This window comes from Vibrio sp. 10N.286.51.B11, from assembly GCF_041469245.1.
In the GTDB taxonomy this organism is placed as follows: Bacteria; Pseudomonadota; Gammaproteobacteria; order Enterobacterales; family Vibrionaceae; genus Vibrio; species Vibrio crassostreae_C.
On record NZ_JBFRKI010000043.1, the window covers coordinates 20384 to 36886 of the forward strand.

The following is a 16503-nucleotide window of genomic DNA, read 5'->3' on the forward strand; positions in this document are numbered from 1 at the left end:
GGGCGAGTCGGTACTTCTTATTAATGACGTTACTGATGGTTAAGGTAAGCACTAGAACGTTGCTCAATCACTTTGAACAGACGCGAAAGCACAAAGCATAAAGCAAAATATACGAAGCCTACAATCAGCCAGATCTCGAAGATCAAACCTGACGAGTTTGCCATTTCAGTACCAACGAAAGTCATCTCTTGGATAGAAATCAGAGACACAATCGACGTGTCTTTAACCAAAGAGATTGCTTGGCCAGCCAATGGCGGTGTGATGGCCGTTAATACTTGCGGGCCAACCACAAATCGATACTTAGACAACGCCGATAAGCCGAGTGAATCGGCCGCTTCCCATTGCCCTTTAGGAATACTTTCTAAGCCAGCTCGAATCACTTCTGCGATGTAAGCCGAAGAGAGCAAACCAATACAGATAACACCAGACGCCAAGTTTTCCCAAAGGTTAGCAGGACCAAACAGAAAGGCTTGAACAGCGTTAATCTCGCCGTTGTGTTCACGTAAGATACTTTCTAAACCAAGTAATGGAATCAGTTGGTTAGAAACGAAGAAATAGAATATGAAGACAAAAACCAGTGGTGGAATATTTCGAACCAGTTGGATAAAAATCAGTGCAGGCGTACGAAAGAAAGCAATTTTAGAGTGCCTAGCAACGCCAAGTAATGTGCCAAAAGAGAGTGCTAAAACCATACTCCAAACACTCAAGCGCAGTGTCGCGATCAAGCCTTGGAAAAAGTAAGGAATATTGCCTTGAGAAGGCGGAATGAAAATCAGGGTAAACGCATCTTCCCAGCGCCAATGGTAGTTAATACCAACAGCGGAACGATAATAAAGCCAACCTGCGAACGCGAAAATGATCGCAAACAACACTCCATCTAATAGATTGAGGCGTTGATACCAAGGCTTCGTGTGAAGGTTGGGCTTGGGCGTTGATAATGCGCTAGTACTACTCACGTCATTCCTGTTTAAACAATGATAATTAATATGCTGTGAGAGTGGCTATGAGTTTATAGCTATCTCGGGTGTTTCTTAAAAGACAGTACCAGCAAGGTACTGCCTTGATTGGTTCTTTAGCGTCTAATTGGCAGTTGATTACTGACCTTGAGCAATCTGGTCTTGCCAATCTAGAGTAGAGAACCAGTACTCGTAACGCTCTTTCAACCAACCGTCTTCAGTACGTGCTTTGATCCATTCGTTGAAGAATTCTGTCTTGTCAGTTTCACCTAGGCGAACTGCAAATGCTTCATTACCTTTTGATAGGCGTTCTTCGAATGGAATAAATAGCGTGTCTGCGTTTTTAATCGCTTCGTGTTCTGGTTTCGGGCTAGACGCGATAACCGCGTGTGCGTTGCCGTTTAATACTTCTTGGAATGCTTGAGCATCGTCATCGAACTGTAGAACTTTCGCTTTAGGGAAGGTTTCACGAGCTACTTGCACTGTGAATGCACCACGACGCGCTGCAATTTTTACACGGCGAGAATCAAAATCAGAGATTTGTGTAAAACCTTCTGCTAGCTCTTTATTCGCTGCCAGTTGAACGCCAGAGTGCGAGTAAGGTTCAGTGAACAATACGCTTTTAGCGCGAGCTTCAGTGATAGACATACCGCCAATGATTACATCAAACTTGTTCGAAAGTAGAGAAGGAATAATGCCATCCCATGCCGTCGGTACGAATTCAACTTTCCAGCCAGAATCTTCAGCAAGACGTTTTGCTACATCGATTTCAAAGCCAACAAGATCGCCTTGTTTGTTACGCATCGCCCAAGGAACAAATGTCGACATACCAACGCGTAGAGAGCCACGTTCGTTTATTTTGTCTAGGTTAGGCGTTTCAGAAGCAAGTGCAGGCAAACTGACGGCAAGCGCAAGTAGGGCTGTAATTGCGGTTTTAAATAGCTTCATGCTGATAAATCCTTATTGTGTTCGCCAGTTAGCTCCGAGCTTATGCTCAAGCCAAGCTGCAACGGCAGAAAGTGAAAGTGTAAGTGCAAGGTAAATGATCGCCACAGAGAACCAAATCTCAAATGGCATCGCGGTTTCAGAAACTATGTTTCTGGCTTCGGTTGTTAGGTCAAAGATAGCCATGACACTCACAATTGAAGAGTTTTTAATAAGAGAGATCACTTCATTGGTCAAAGGTGGCAAGGTGCGTTGCACCACCTGAGGAAGAATCACATCCCAGTAAGTATAGGTCTTTGATAAGCCCAAGGATTGAGCTGCTTCAAATTGTCCTCTCGCAATACCATTTAAACCAGCACGAAATATCTCGGCGGTGTAAGCGCCTTGGAAAAGTGCCAAGGCTAAAACGGCAGTACTAAAGCGATCGAGCCCTAATACGGGGCCAAATACAAAATAGAGCAAATAAATTTGTACTAATAACGGCGTGTTACGAATCAACTCAACATAGCTGGTGGCTAAGGTGCGTCCAACCACCGAATTGGAGTTTCGCAATAGGGCTGTGGTTAAGCCAATCACCAGCGTTGCAACCAAAGAAATCAAAGAGATATTGATGGTAACTAGTAGCCCTTCAACTAATTCTGCAGGCCACCATTCACCATCTTCATAGAAAGCAATATAGTCCGGCACACGCTCCCATTGCCAGCTGTATCCCATGGCTTGTGCACCAGAGTCGAGAATCCAAACAACAGCAGCCACCAGTACAACAATCTGTACCAAAGCAGATAGGGCGGGTTTAATAATTCGAATCAACATCAATAAGTCAGGATCTGATTTAGGAACGCTTGAGTACGTTCATGTTGAGGGTTTTCAAAGAGCGCTTGTGGGGTATTCGATTCCACAATTTGTCCTTCATCCATGAAGATAACGCGGTCGGCCACTTGTTTTGCAAAGCCCATTTCGTGGGTGACACACACCATGGTGATGCCTTCGCTCGCCAGTTCAACCATCACATCGAGTACTTCGTTGATCATCTCCGGATCAAGCGCTGAAGTGGGTTCATCGAACAAGAGTAATTCCGGCTTCATACACAGAGAACGGGCGATAGCCACACGTTGTTGCTGGCCGCCAGAAAGTTGCACTGGGTATTTGTTGGCTTGTTCTGCAATGTGCACACGCTCGAGATAGTGCATTGCTATCTTTTCGGCTTCTTGTTTGCTTTTTTTAAGCGTACGAATTGGAGAAAGAGTAAGGTTCTCAAGCACGGTAAGATGGGGGAATAAATGAAAGTGCTGAAACACCATTCCGACTTGGCCCGGTGTGTTGAACTTACTCGGGAGCACTTGTTCTAGCACGGAAAGTTCGCCACTTTCGAAAGGTTCTAGCTGATTGATGCAACGGATCAAGGTTGATTTACCCGAACCAGACGGCCCGCAAATCACCACTATCTCTCCTTGTTCAATATTTAAATCGATACCCTTTAGGGCATGAAAATCACCATACCACTTGTTAAGTGACTTAAACTTAACCATTTCCTTGAGATTGTTCAAATCGTTGTTCATACCTAGTAAAGAGACAGGTTTACCTTAACAATATAGAAATATGATTGCACATAAAATTAGGGACTTATGAGAATTTAATAGCATCTTGTAGGGCAAATTAAAAAGCAGCGCTCAAAATGAACGCTGCTTCTGTTGTACGAAAGAAAAAAGTAATGGGTTCAGTCAGATGTGAAAATTCATCGTTGTATGACCACTATCTTTACTTTCTCTCTATTTTCCCGATTCTTAGTGAATCGCAGACTCTAGAATCTCACGTGTTTTCTCTGGCGTGATTGCTTGATTCTCACCAAGTTGTAGGTAGCCGTGTGATTCAAGTTGAGCGACAACATTGTCAATCGCCGTTGCTTTGTTTGTTTCGTAGCCGTCAAACATGGTTGCTACGTCTAGGCTGTGGTAGAACGCTTCGATTGCAGCGATTGTGCGTTCTGCTAAATCAGCACCCGCTTCTAGGCCAAATACGTTACGACCCATTTGCTCTAGCTTGCCACGTTTTGCTTCGATTTGGTTACGAAGTAGTGAAGGTTGAACAATCGCAAGCGAACGTGCGTGGTCTACGTGCCATAGTGCTGTGAATTCGTGGCCAATCATGTGAGTTGCCCAATCTTGAGGAACACCCGTACCAATTAGGCCGTTAAGCGCTTGGTTTGCTGTCCACATTAGGTTTGCACGCCATGCGTCGTTGTCACGCTCGTCGTATTGCTTACCCAGTACAAGTAGGTTCTTAAGCAGTGTTTCCGCGTAACCGTCTTGAACCATCGCGTCTGTTGGCATCGTGATGTATTGCTCACACACGTGTACCCACGCATCAACTAAACCGTTGATCAATTGGCGCTCAGGTAGAGACTTCATTACATCTGGGTCCATAACCGCAAACTTAGGCTGTACTGCAGGGTTAAGGAAAGCAAGCTTCTCTTGAGTCGCTTTACGCGTGATTACCGCACCCATGTTAGATTCAGAACCTGTCGCAGGAAGTGTCAGTACCGCACCGATTGGCGTCGCTTCAGTTACTTGGTGTTTGCCCGTTAGGATGTCCCAACCGTCGCCGTCATATTTAGCCGCTGCAGCAACGTACTTAGAGCCGTCGATTACTGAACCACCGCCAACAGCGATAATGAATTCTACGTTTTCTTCTTTAACAAGAGCGACTGCTTTGTCTAGCGTCTCTTTGGTAGGGTTTGCTTCAACGCCAGAGAACTCGATCCAAGAGTGATCTTTCAAAGATTCTACAACTTGGTCGTAAACACCGTTGCTCTTGATTGAACCGCCACCATAGATGACCAGTACTTTCTTCGAAGTATCAACCGCTTGGCTGATAGCGTTGATTTGGCCTTGGCCGAAATGGATAACAGTAGGGTTAACGTAAGTAAATTGCATCAGAGATTCCTTGTGTAAAGCGAAATTTGTTATTTTGGTTTATTGCTCAATTTCTATATTTGCATATTAGTACAGTAATCTAGGTCAATGAAGAGCTGTTCCTCCAAATAAATTGCCTATTTCTACAAACTTGATATTCTTCCTCTGCTTTAGCTTACTTACTCTTAGCACTTGGAATGGAAAGTCGCCACTTATGAAAACACTCGCTCAGTTGTTACAGTCATATGTAGAACACAAAGGTTGGGATGATCTCGAAGGGATCAGAGAAACTGAAATTAGCGGCGTGTGGTTGTATAGAAGCAGTGGAGGGAATCAGCGTCAGCCATTTACTTACCAGTCTGGCATTATCATGCTCGGACAGGGTAAAAAGAACATCTACATTGGCGAAAGGCCAGTGACTTACGCTGCAGGTGATTATCTTGTGGTGGGTGTGCCAATGCCGTTAGAGTGCGAAGCCTTGCCTGTTAATGGTGAACCATTGCTTGGCTTGTCGATTAGCATTGATTCTCAACGCTTGCATAGCTTAGTCAAAAAGCTCGAAGATCAAGGCTTCTTAGAGAGCTACTGCAACAAGCACAAACAGAACTCGAGTGGCTTAGAATCGACGCCAATGGAAGAGCAAATGCTAGAGAGCTTTACCCGATTGGTGAAAACGCTGCATTGCGACATTGAGGCCAACATATTGGGCGATGCCATGGTAACGGAGATTGTCTACCGCGCATTAACCGGTTCAGAAGGGCGTGTGCTGTTTGATTTAGCTCATCATGATGGCCATTACGCACGTGTTGCCAAAGCGCTGTCTAAAGTGCATGAAGAGTACGACCAAACCATCACCGTTCAATCGCTTGCTGACGAAGCCAACATGAGCGTGTCTGCCTTCCACAATGCATTCCGTAATGTCACCTTTGAATCACCTCTTCAATACTTGAAAAAGGTTAGACTTAATAAAGCCAAAGAGCTGATTCAACTAGAAGGCCTTCGTATTAGTGATGCTGCACGTCGAGTCGGTTACTCCAGCCCATCTCAATTTAGCCGCGAATTTAAGCGCCACTTCAATACTACTCCAAGAGCGGTTTAGTTCTTCTTTCAACGAAACTATGTGTTGAGAGCTATAATGCCAAAAGCTATGGTGACGATTGCTCATATTTGTTGAATTATATGAGTAAATGTATCTAATCATAGGCATTGTCAGATTGTAGGTATTTGATTCTCGAATATATTATTAACGTACTTATATAAAATAAGCTCTCGAAAATAATTAATTAAATAGCCTAAGAGTTTATGCACAGGTATAGGGGAGAAACTCACTAACTTAGCTATTAACGAAGTTTTAGTGTGAACAACCTATCAAATATTATCTAAAATTCTGGAATTACTCACCGTACTATCAGAGAGAGTATTCAGGATTATTGAATAGACTTAAAATTAAAGATAATTTAGCAGTTGATAAAGCCTAGTACGACGGATAATTAGTCGTTTGATGACTAATTATTCTGTAACTTGCTGATTTATAGTCAACTGAGAGTCTGATGGATATCACGTTTACCCTAAAATAATTCACTTAACATGGCGCTACTTTAATCATTCTTCCAAATACGATTGTTAAATATAAATACGTATACCTATTTTATTTAAAGGATAATACCGATGAGTAGCGATATCATTAAAATTTCAAGAAACACTGAAAACGCACCAATTAATTCTGTATCTACACAAACGGTCGCTTTTTCTCATTATAATAACTTTTCTGCTCAACTTCCGATTGACCCTAAAACGGGTGAAATAGTCATCGGTGATATTAAAGATCAAGCAGCACAATGTTTGAATAATATTAAAGCGATTGTTGAAAGCATCGACCATGTTATGGATGATGTCGTGAAGATTAATGTTTTCGTTAAGAATATTTCTGATATCGATGCTATTGATGAAGTTTACAAAAACTTCTTCCACAACAGCCTTCCAACACGCACTGTCGTGGGTGTCACTGCACTGCCAAGCAGCGATGCGCTGGTTCAAATGGATGCTCTCATTTCTAACGGTGAAGGCACTAAACCACAAGCTCCTTGCGCGCTAATTAAGGTCTCAAGAAATACGGATAACGCACCTCAAAGTGCTGTGTCTACGCAGACTGCAGCCTTTTCTCACTACAACAATCTTTCAGCTCAGTTGCCTATAGATGTAGCCACAGGTGAGTTGGTTGATGGTGGTATCAAAGCGCAAACAGCGCAATGTCTATCAAACATTAAAGCTATTTTAGAAAGCATCGGACACGTCATGAATGATGTGGTTAAAACGACTATCTACCTAAAAAATATCGCAGATGCGGAAGTGGTAAATGAAGTATGTGCTAAATTCTTCCCAAGCTACGTTCCTGCTCGTACTGTTGTTAACGCAGCTGAATTACCAATGGGTGCTTTAATTCAAATTGATACATCCATTTCACATGGCGACGGTACACCGCCGCAATTACCAGAAGACACTCGCTTACTGGTTATTGAAACCAATAATACTGTTTCTGCACCATTCATGCCTTATTCGCATACTGTTGCTTTCTCTCACTACAATCATATTTCAGCCCAATTACCTTTAGATCCGAAAACAAATGAAATCGTTGCTGGCGGGGTAAAAGAACAAGCGGAACAATGTTTAAACAATATTAAGGCGATAATTGAAAGCGTTGACCATAGCATGGACGATACGGTGAAAATTAATATTCAACTTAAGGATATTTCAGATATTGATGTGGTAAACGAAGTCTACACCACATTCTTTAATGCTGAGCTGCCTGCAAGAACGGTAGTAGGGGTTTCAGAAATCCCAATGAATGCTTTAGTACAAATTGATGCTGTCGTTTCTAACTGTGAAGGGACACCTCCACAAGACGTTGTTGCATAAATCAATTGAACCCTTCTCGATAATATCGATCAGATCTCGGTTTAGCTTCCAAATAGGGAGCAAACTCAACAGGCCGAGATCTGATCCGTTCACTTCATTACTCAAGTCCATCGAAGCGACACACCTAAGCTTATCCCGTAAACATGGTATTTATAAGGTTGAAGTGTTTTAATATGAAAAACAGACGCTTAACGTAATAAAGAAAACCAGTTTATGCAATTTCGAGCCATTTTACTGCTATGCCTTACCCTAATAGGGTGTTCGTCCAATCAAGAGTTGGTACCCGACCCAACAACCATCACGCTATTTTATGGTGATACATCCATCGCCGCAGGTGTTTTAGAGGATAAAACATTCAATTCAGTCCTTGCCGATAGGGTTGAAAGCGTTACGTTTTCGGGCTCAATATCAAAGAAAGACTCTGGCTATTTTGTCGATATGTTAGTGATTCGAGAAACAAAAGAGCCACGTTCAACACGACAGCTTAACACCTCGCTTCTAATGAAACCGGGAGAGTTAGTAGATGTTGGCGGCGTGAATAACGATGTGTTCAGGGTAATCCTCGAGTAACAAAAATAAAGTGTTCAATTAATCTGATTTTTTGCTTTACCTCAACCTAACTTGAAGTCTTAAGCTTCTCTTACTGATTAAGAAGGAGCTTATTATGCAAAATAACTACGTAAAAGAACTCGCCGTTAAAACTTACCAAGAAGACCTTCAAAAAGAGTACGTTAGATCTAAAGCTCAGCCATTCCACGCCCCAAGTTTTATCGGTGGGGTGCTGTTGTCAGTTGTGCTGGTGGGACTGTTTTAATTTATGCAGAATTTCTGATCCATTGCCAACTCTCAACATGTCTATTTGCTGCACTTTAATGCTTACGGCACAATCTCTTAGGTTGAATTGTGACGCTAATGTCGAGAGGAAGTGAAGTATGGCAAGTCCAAGAGTATTAAAGTCACAGATTACTGATATTACCTGTGGCGAGAATGTCACTATCATCGAGCCAAGTAACGTTTATGGCTGTGAGCTTAAAGATGATGTGTTCGTTGGCCCCTTTGTTGAGATTCAAAAGAACACCGTGATAGGTGCGAGAAGCAAGATTCAATCTCACACCTTTATCTGTGAGTATGTGACCATTGGAAGTGACTGCTTTGTTGGTCACGGAGTCATGTTTGCCAACGACTTATTCAAAGAGGGCAAGCCAGATCCTAATCCTGAAAGTTGGGGGCGTACCTTGATAGCTGACAACGTCACGATCGGTTCTAACGCTACGGTTCTGTCTGTCAGCATTTGCGAAGGTGCAGTAATCGGCGCGGGCAGTGTGGTAACGAAAGACATCACCGAAAAAGGTATCTACGCAGGTAACCCAGCCAAGAAATTGAGAGGTTTACCGTAACCGTATTAATAAGCCGTGGTTCATGAATCATAAGGTGCGGCTTTTTAGGGAAACATTAGAGTATTTGTCATGGATGTATTTTTACACTTACTTCAACCGAATGACGCGAGTGCGCTTTTGGATTTTGAGGTCGAAAATCGAGAGTGGTTTGAGCAATTTATTCCAGTTAGGGGTGATAGCTTCTATTCAAATGCAGGTGTGACCGAGCAAATCACCAGCTTTCTAACTGAATACGAGAATGGTGAGATGATTCCTATGTTGATCAAAGATGCCAATGGCACTGTCTGTGGAAGAATCAACATCCGCGATATCGACCAGATCGCCCATAGTGGAGAGCTAGGGTATCGAGTAGGTCGTTCCTTTGCTTCAAAAGGCATTGCGTCTAACGCAGTAAAGCAGTTTCTACTCTATTTGGAGGAACAGACCAACCTTAAATATGTTGATGCCTATGCGTTAGTGGGCAATATCGGTTCCAACAAAATCTTATCCAATACCGGTTTTGAATTGGTCGAGTATGTTGAGAGCTACGCGGTGTTTAAAGGAGAACATCAAGATGCTAATTTTTATCGTAAGGTTTTAGCTGACTAGGTGACTATCAGTGCCTTATACATTAGAAGCTGGCAGCGTCCTTCTAGCCAGCTTCGAGTCTTTTTATTTAAAGGTTTAAGGTTACTTCTAGGTTTGGCCACTTCTAGATTTACGGTTACTTCTGAGGTTTGTTATGTTCGATTACGCTAATCGCGATAGCCAAAAACAGGATATCTTTCACTAGGAAGAAGTTAGTGACTAAGATGCCATCCGATACTTTCCAAGCGTTTGGCGTTGTAACCAGGAAGCTAAGTGTCACAACAAAGATAGCCGATGCAGCAATGCCTGAGTAGAAAGCTACTGTCGGCTTCTTAAATCCAACGATCAATCCAATCGCGACGATGATCTCCGCGCCACCCACCATGTTAGACACAGCTTGTACTGAGAACAGATTGTAAAGCCAGTTCATTGCAGGATGATTCGCGATTAGCGGTTCAATGAGCATCGCTTCAGTTGGCGTAAACTTATAAATTCCAATCCAAGCGAGCACTAATGCTACTCCAACCACTCCAAGGTTATATCCCACATTACTCTGTTTTAAATCATAGGTTTGAACATGCATAAAAGTACTCCATTTAATAAAATCCTTGAATATGACCGCAAGAGTTCAGATTAAATTTCGCATTGAGAATAATAATTAATATATTTATCTAGAGATTTGACACGTGGCGACTTATTGTCTCGATAGGGGCTTAAAGGCTAGTGATGTTGAGAACCAAAGCAATGGGGAAGCGATAGTGCTGTTCAAAAGGTACCGCGAGTTTTCCAATTTTTGTTTTCAATATTCGCGATTTGGATTAGATTACGCTGATGTTCACCCTAATTATAAGAAGAGTATAACCAGTGAAAATTCATAGAATTAACCCGACCAAACGTTGGTCTGATGTAACTGTTTTTAACGGTATTGCAAGCTTTGTGGAAGTGGCAGAGACGGATACAACAGCAGGAATTAAGAGTCAGGTTCAGCAAATCTTCGAACAAGCCGAAGAAATGATGAGTTTGGTAGACAGCGACAAATCTCGCGTATTGTCAGTGACTATTTATCTCACGGATTTCGCTAACTTTGATGCACTCAATGAAGTTTGGGATGCGTGGTTCCCTGAAGGCTGCGCGCCAAGCCGTGCATGCGTGAAAGCAGAACTTGCTAATCCTGAGCTACTGGTTGAGATGTCGTTTATGGTTGCTGCGGGTGAAAAGTTTCAATAAGCCGAACTATCGGTTGAAATAAGCTTCGTAGATAGAAGTAACGAACAGATAAAACAAAGCCACTCAGGTGAATCACTTGAGTGGCTTTTTAGTGTTCTACGCTACCCGAAACTAAATCGGGTCAGGTATTAAGCGATACCTTGATCTCTTGCCATCTGCTTCGCGATCTTCGGCGCGTGCCATAGACACGGGAGCAAGATAAACGATACCGGAACCGCTGTGATTACAATGAACGACTGTAGAGCGGAGATGCCGCCTGAACCCATTGAGATAAGTGCGATCGCTACCGCACCCATGATGATACCCCAGAAAGTACGTACCGCTGCGTTTGGCTCTGTCGTACCCGTCATTACCACACTGATGGTGTAAGTCATTGAGTCACCTGTTGTCACGATGAACGTGGTCGTCAGGATCAGGAACAGAATTGCAATCAGAGTTGGGAACGGCAGTTGCGCGGTAATTGCTAGAAGAACCGCCGGAAGGTTGAAGCCTTCGAACGCACTAGAAATCACACCTGGGTTCTCTAATTCAAACGCTAGACCACTACCACCAACGATGCTGAACCAGAAACACGTTACAAGCGGTGCAACGATGCTAATAGAAACGATCATTTGGCGAATAGTACGGCCACGTGAGATACGAGCAATGAAGATCGCCATCATTGGGCCATAACCTAAGAACCAACCCCAGAAGAACACAGTCCAGCCACCTAGCCATGCTGTATCTTGGCGGTATAGCGCCATTGGGATGAAGTTATCAACCATTTCGCCCATACCTTGCAGGTAGCCATCAACGATGAAGCTCGTTGGGCCAACAAGAAGGATGTAGCCGATTAGACACACAGACAAGATGATGTTGTAACGGCTTACCAGTTGGATACCTTTGTTCACGCCGCTCAAAGCAGAAAGCGTGTACATTGCGATAGCAAAGATAATAACAACACTTTGAGTTGCAAAGCTGTCTGAAATGCCAAACAGTTCGCTCAGTGCGTAGCTGATTTGTAGGCCAAGGAAGCCGATAGGGCCGATAGTACCTGCGGCTACAGCCACGATGCTGCATGCGTCGACAACGTTACCAACCCAACTGTTAATCGCTTTGTCGCCAAGTACTGGGTAAAGCAGAGTGCGAGGCTTAAGAGGAAGGCCTTTGTCGTAATGCAAGTGCATTAACACGATGGAAGACAAACCACCTAAGATTGCCCATGCAAGGAAACCCCAGTGCATGAAAGATTGTGATAGAGCATTGAACGCCATCGCTTGAGGATCTGCGTTGCCATACAGTGGCGGAGCTGAAACAAAGTGAGCGATAGGCTCTGCGGCTGCCCAGAACACACCACCGCCGGCTAGCAGCGTACATAGGACGATAGACATCCATTTAAAGGTGGTCATTTCAGGTAGGGCAAGCGTTCCTAAGCGAACGTGGCCGGTGCGACCTAGTGCAAGCACTAAACCGATAATGAAGTTGAGAAGTAGTAGGACTTGCCAGAAAGCACCGAACCACTTAGTTGAATAACTAAAGCCGATGTTTACAAGTTCGGACAACACGGAGGCGTTGGTGAAAGCGAGGATGACAAAGAGGGTTAAAAAACTGCCACTAAGCCAAAAGACTGGGTTTCCGAGTTCCAGTTTTTCACCCAAAGATTGAGCTTTATTGAAATCGATAGAAGTAGATTCTGCGTTGATGTTTTCGTTGGCGACTTGCGTCAAGTTGGACATTATTTCTTCGCTATATTTGGCTCTTTCGAGCCTATGTATTTCTCCCACACTTGCATTGGAAATGTGAGGTTCGTCAAAAAAATCCGCGATACTACCACAATTGTTAAGAAAAAGTGGGCAAATTTAGAAAAGAAATCAGTTCTACGGCGAAATCAATCCCTTTTGGTTAGTTTTAAAACGAAATTTCAGAACGAACAAATAAAGCAGATATGAATAGAGTTTTGTAATTAAGGATACGAATTAGGCGATATTTTTTAGCGTACCGAAATAAATTTAATATTAGTTGTTCGTGCAAAATAAGTGTCGACTCATTGCATGCTATAAACAAATTAATGCGAGTCATTTTATAAATATCGAATATTTTAGGTGTTAAATTGGCACTGTTACCTACAGTTGTTTTGCGAAGAGATTTAAGTGATGAGAAATATGACACTTAAATTAAGCATCTTGAAACAATAACTTAAGGGACAGCTAACATGCACCTAAACCAAGGAAGAGTGGCCAAGAAGGTTTTTACACTCAGTACTCTCACCGCGTCATGCTTAATGGCGTTCAACAGCTACGCGGCTGTGGATTGTTCAACGTTAGAAGCGTGGGATTCCGCCACGGTGTACACCGGTGGTGATCAGGTTTCACATGACGGCAGCGCGTACTCAGCGAATTACTGGAATCAAAATAACAACCCGAGCCAATTTGAGGGTGACTATGCACAATGGAAAAAGATTGATGTGTGTAGTGGTGGCGGAGGTGGCGGTACGCCAAATGAAGTACCAACGGCTTCATTAACGGCACCCTCTGCTTCTGACGTGATTACTGAAGGCGATAATGTTGTATTGAGTGCAACAGCACTAGATTCTGATGGCAGTGTGGCTTCGGTTGAGTTCTTTGTTGATGGCGCATCTGTTGCGGTAGTCACAGCGGCACCTTTCGAAGCGACTTGGGCTGCAACGTCGGGTAATCATCAGGTTTCTGTTGTTGCAACGGATAATGAAGGCGCAGCAAGTGTTGCAAGTGCGGTTTCTGTTTCTGTTGATTCAGCACAACCAGGGAATGAAGCACCGACAGTTTCAGTTGCACTTTCAGTGTCATCTGTTGATGTTGGTGGTGTAGTCACACTGACAGCAACGGCAGCAGATAGCGATGGCACGGTTGATAAGGTTGATTTCTACGTAGCGGGTGCTCTTGTGGGAACTGCTGCAACGAGCCCTTACACGTTAGATTACACAACAACTCAAGCGGGTTCTTTAGCGGTTTACGCGAAAGCAACAGACGACCAAGGTGCGACTGCAGATTCTGCGTTGGCATCTTTGACCGTGAACGGCGCTCCAACAGTGAGCACATGTCGCCCTGATGGCTTATATCAAACTCAAGGTGTCGATGTTCCTTACTGTACAATTTACGATGATGAAGGCCGTGAGAAAATGGGTGCAGACCATCCCCGTCGTGTCATTGGTTACTTCACAAGTTGGCGTGCAGGGGATGACCCACAAGCTGCTTACCTAGTAAATGATATTCCTTGGGAACAACTCACACACATTAACTACGCTTTCGTGAGCATCGGTTCAGATGGCAAAGTAAACGTCGGTGATGTAAACGATCCAAATAACGCAGCGGTTGGTAAAGAGTGGCCGGGTGTGGAAGTTGATCCGGCATTAGGCTTCAAAGGTCACTTCGGTGCATTAGCGACAGCGAAGAAAAAACACGGCGTGAAAACGTTAATCTCAATCGGTGGTTGGGCTGAAACAGGCGGTCACTTCGCGACTGATGGCAGCCGCGTGGCTGATGGTGGTTTCTACACCATGACGACCAATGCTGATGGTTCTATCAACCATCAAGGTATCGAAACATTCGCGACTTCAGCGGTCGAAATGCTGCGTAAGTACCAGTTCGATGGTCTAGATATCGATTACGAATACCCAACTTCTATGGCTGGCGCAGGTAACCCATACGACAAAGACTTCATGGAGCCGCGTCGTCAATACCTGTGGGCGTCGTACCAAGTGTTGATGAAAGTGCTACGTGAGAAGCTCGATGCGGCGTCTGCGCAAGATGGCAATCACTACATGTTAACGATCGCAGCGCCTTCTTCTGGTTACCTATTACGCGGTATGGAAACATTCGATGTAACCAAGTACCTCGATTACGTAAACATCATGTCTTACGACCTTCACGGTGCGTGGAACGATCACGTAGGTCATAACGCAGCCTTGTTTGATACGGGTAAAGATTCAGAGCTAGCGCAGTGGAACGTATACGACACGGCGGCTTACGGTGGTATTGGTTATCTGAACACGGATTGGGCTTACCATTACTTCCGTGGTTCTATGCCAGCAGGCCGTATTAACATCGGTGTGCCTTACTACACTCGTGGTTGGCAAGGCGTAACGGGTGCTGAGAATGGTCTTTGGGGCCGAGCAGCACTGCCAAACCAATCTGAATGTTCAGCGGGTACGGGTGAAGGCGAGAAAAACAACTGTGGCCATGGCGCTATTGGTATCGACAACATGTGGCACGATACCGATCCAAAAGGTAACGAAATGGGCGCGGGTTCTAACCCTATGTGGCACGCGAAGAACCTAGAGAAGGGTATTTGGGGCTCTTACGCTGAAGCTTACAAGCTTGATCCTGTGAATGATCCTTCAGATGTTCTAACGGGCACTTACACGAGAAACTACGACAGTGTGGCGGTTGCACCTTGGTTGTGGAACGCAGAGAAGGGCGTATTCCTTTCAACAGAAGATAAACAGTCTATCGACGTGAAAGCGGACTACGTTATCGACAAAGAGATCGGCGGCATTATGTTCTGGGAACTAGCAGGGGATTATAACTGTTATGTTCTCGATGCGAATGGCAACCGAAGCTCTATCGATACGACTGAGCAAGCGTGTAACAGCGGTAACGGTGAGTTCCACATGGGTAACACCATGACGAAAGCTATCTACGAGAAGTTTAAGTCTGCAACACCATATGGAAACAAAGTAGCGACGGGTGCTATTCCAACAGAAGCGCTAGATATCGCGGTATCGGTTGGTGGCTTCAAAGTCGGTGACCAAAACTACCCAATCAACCCTAAGATCACGTTCACGAACAACACAGGGCAAGCTCTTCCGGGTGGAACTGAGTTCCAATTCGATATCCCAGTATCTGCACCTGATAACGCGAAAGATCAATCGGGTGGTGGTTTGACCGTGATTGCTTCAGGTCATACTCGCGCGGATAACATCGGTGGACTAGATGGAACCATGCACCGAGTGGCGTTTACGTTGCCGACATGGGAAGAGCTTCCTGCTGGCGGTGTGTATGAGTTAGACATGGTGTATTACTTGCCAATTTCTGGCCCTGCTAACTACGCGGTGAATGTCGGTGGCGTTGATTACGCGTTTAGCTTCGAGCAGCCAGATCTACCATTAGGTGATATCAGTTCAGGTGGCGGTAACCCTGGCGATGGTGGCACCAATCCAGGTACATGTGATACGGCAGGTTTAGCGGTTTACCCAGACTTACCTCAGAAAGATTGGGCAGGTAACCCAAGCCATGCAAACACAGGAGACCGGGTGGTTCACAACGGTAGTGTTTACCAAGCAAACTGGTGGACAAGTTCTGAACCGGGTAGCGATGGTAGCTGGACTCAAGTTTGTTCTTAATTTAATGCTAAGCAAACTATTTATAGACAATAGAGTGTAGTAATAGGTAATAAACACAAATGCTTTTAAGTCTATTTATCAGGAATTAGTATCAATTAAGTAATCAATCTAGACATAAAATCAAAAAGCCGAACTGAATCCAGTTCGGCGTTTTGGTTATAAGTCACAGATTACGTATAGAAACCCTTAAAAATATCGACACTCGTTCAGTAAAAAATAAAAAC

At 44.1% G+C, this 16503-nt stretch carries 15 protein-coding genes; 8 read left to right on the forward strand and 7 right to left on the reverse strand.

The window, feature by feature from the left end; translation table 11 throughout:
* Positions 1–29: 29 nt before the first annotated feature.
* The 5 genes from AB4154_RS20440 to AB4154_RS20460 form a co-directional block, all read right to left on the reverse strand.
* Positions 30–956: an amino acid ABC transporter permease gene (locus AB4154_RS20440; protein WP_102428564.1), complete on the reverse strand. Its 927-nt coding sequence runs from the start codon at positions 954–956 to the stop codon at positions 30–32.
* 138 nt (positions 957–1094) lie between these two features.
* Complete coding sequence (locus AB4154_RS20445) at positions 1095–1904, reverse strand: transporter substrate-binding domain-containing protein (RefSeq protein WP_017067595.1); 810 nt, start codon at positions 1902–1904, stop codon at positions 1095–1097.
* A 12-nt stretch (positions 1905–1916) separates the two neighbouring features.
* Positions 1917–2714, reverse strand: a complete 798-nt coding sequence (locus tag AB4154_RS20450; RefSeq protein ID WP_372123992.1) for an amino acid ABC transporter permease — start codon at positions 2712–2714, stop codon at positions 1917–1919.
* The gene (locus AB4154_RS20455) at positions 2714–3460 is read right to left on the reverse strand and encodes an amino acid ABC transporter ATP-binding protein (RefSeq protein WP_029224268.1); all 747 of its coding nucleotides are present in this window, start codon (positions 3458–3460) and stop codon (positions 2714–2716) included. The genes AB4154_RS20450 and AB4154_RS20455 overlap by 1 nt, the downstream gene beginning before the upstream one ends.
* Before the next feature lie 225 nt (positions 3461–3685).
* Entirely contained in the window at positions 3686–4834 is a 1149-nt protein-coding gene (locus AB4154_RS20460) for an iron-containing alcohol dehydrogenase (RefSeq protein WP_048615371.1), read from the reverse strand.
* Between the two features lie 193 nt (positions 4835–5027).
* Here AB4154_RS20460 and AB4154_RS20465 point away from each other — a divergent pair, with 193 nt between their 5' ends.
* The 6 genes from AB4154_RS20465 to AB4154_RS20490 all read left to right on the forward strand — a co-directional run bounded on the left by AB4154_RS20465 (position 5028) and on the right by AB4154_RS20490 (position 9714).
* The gene (locus AB4154_RS20465) at positions 5028–5912 is read left to right on the forward strand and encodes an AraC family transcriptional regulator (protein ID WP_017067592.1); all 885 of its coding nucleotides are present in this window, start codon (positions 5028–5030) and stop codon (positions 5910–5912) included.
* Positions 5913–6481: 569 nt separating this feature from the next.
* Complete coding sequence (locus tag AB4154_RS20470; protein WP_017064467.1) at positions 6482–7729, forward strand: RidA family protein; 1248 nt, start codon at positions 6482–6484, stop codon at positions 7727–7729.
* Between the two features lie 213 nt (positions 7730–7942).
* Positions 7943–8299, forward strand: coding sequence for a hypothetical protein (locus AB4154_RS20475; protein WP_017062659.1), 357 nt, complete (start codon positions 7943–7945; stop codon positions 8297–8299).
* Between the two features lie 94 nt (positions 8300–8393).
* Positions 8394–8543, forward strand: coding sequence for a hypothetical protein (locus AB4154_RS20480; RefSeq protein WP_017062658.1), 150 nt, complete (start codon positions 8394–8396; stop codon positions 8541–8543).
* Between the two features lie 118 nt (positions 8544–8661).
* Complete coding sequence (locus AB4154_RS20485) at positions 8662–9126, forward strand: acyltransferase (protein WP_017062657.1); 465 nt, start codon at positions 8662–8664, stop codon at positions 9124–9126.
* Between the two features lie 69 nt (positions 9127–9195).
* Complete coding sequence (locus AB4154_RS20490; protein WP_017062656.1) at positions 9196–9714, forward strand: GNAT family N-acetyltransferase; 519 nt, start codon at positions 9196–9198, stop codon at positions 9712–9714.
* 115 nt (positions 9715–9829) lie between these two features.
* Here AB4154_RS20490 and AB4154_RS20495 read toward each other — a convergent pair whose 3' ends face one another.
* Positions 9830–10276, reverse strand: coding sequence for a DUF417 family protein (locus AB4154_RS20495; protein WP_017064470.1), 447 nt, complete (start codon positions 10274–10276; stop codon positions 9830–9832).
* 281 nt (positions 10277–10557) lie between these two features.
* On the opposite strand from AB4154_RS20495, the gene AB4154_RS20500 reads away from it, so the two are divergent.
* Positions 10558–10920: a RidA family protein gene (locus AB4154_RS20500; RefSeq protein WP_372123994.1), complete on the forward strand. Its 363-nt coding sequence runs from the start codon at positions 10558–10560 to the stop codon at positions 10918–10920.
* Between the two features lie 128 nt (positions 10921–11048).
* Here AB4154_RS20500 and AB4154_RS20505 read toward each other — a convergent pair whose 3' ends face one another.
* Positions 11049–12635 (reverse strand): BCCT family transporter, encoded by a 1587-nt coding sequence (locus AB4154_RS20505; protein ID WP_372123996.1) that lies wholly within the window; start codon positions 12633–12635, stop codon positions 11049–11051.
* Positions 12636–13111: 476 nt separating this feature from the next.
* Here AB4154_RS20505 and AB4154_RS20510 point away from each other — a divergent pair, with 476 nt between their 5' ends.
* On the forward strand, positions 13112–16279 hold the full coding sequence (locus AB4154_RS20510) for a chitinase C-terminal domain-containing protein (protein WP_372123998.1): 3168 nt from the start codon (positions 13112–13114) through the stop codon (positions 16277–16279).
* Positions 16280–16503: the final 224 nt, after the last annotated feature.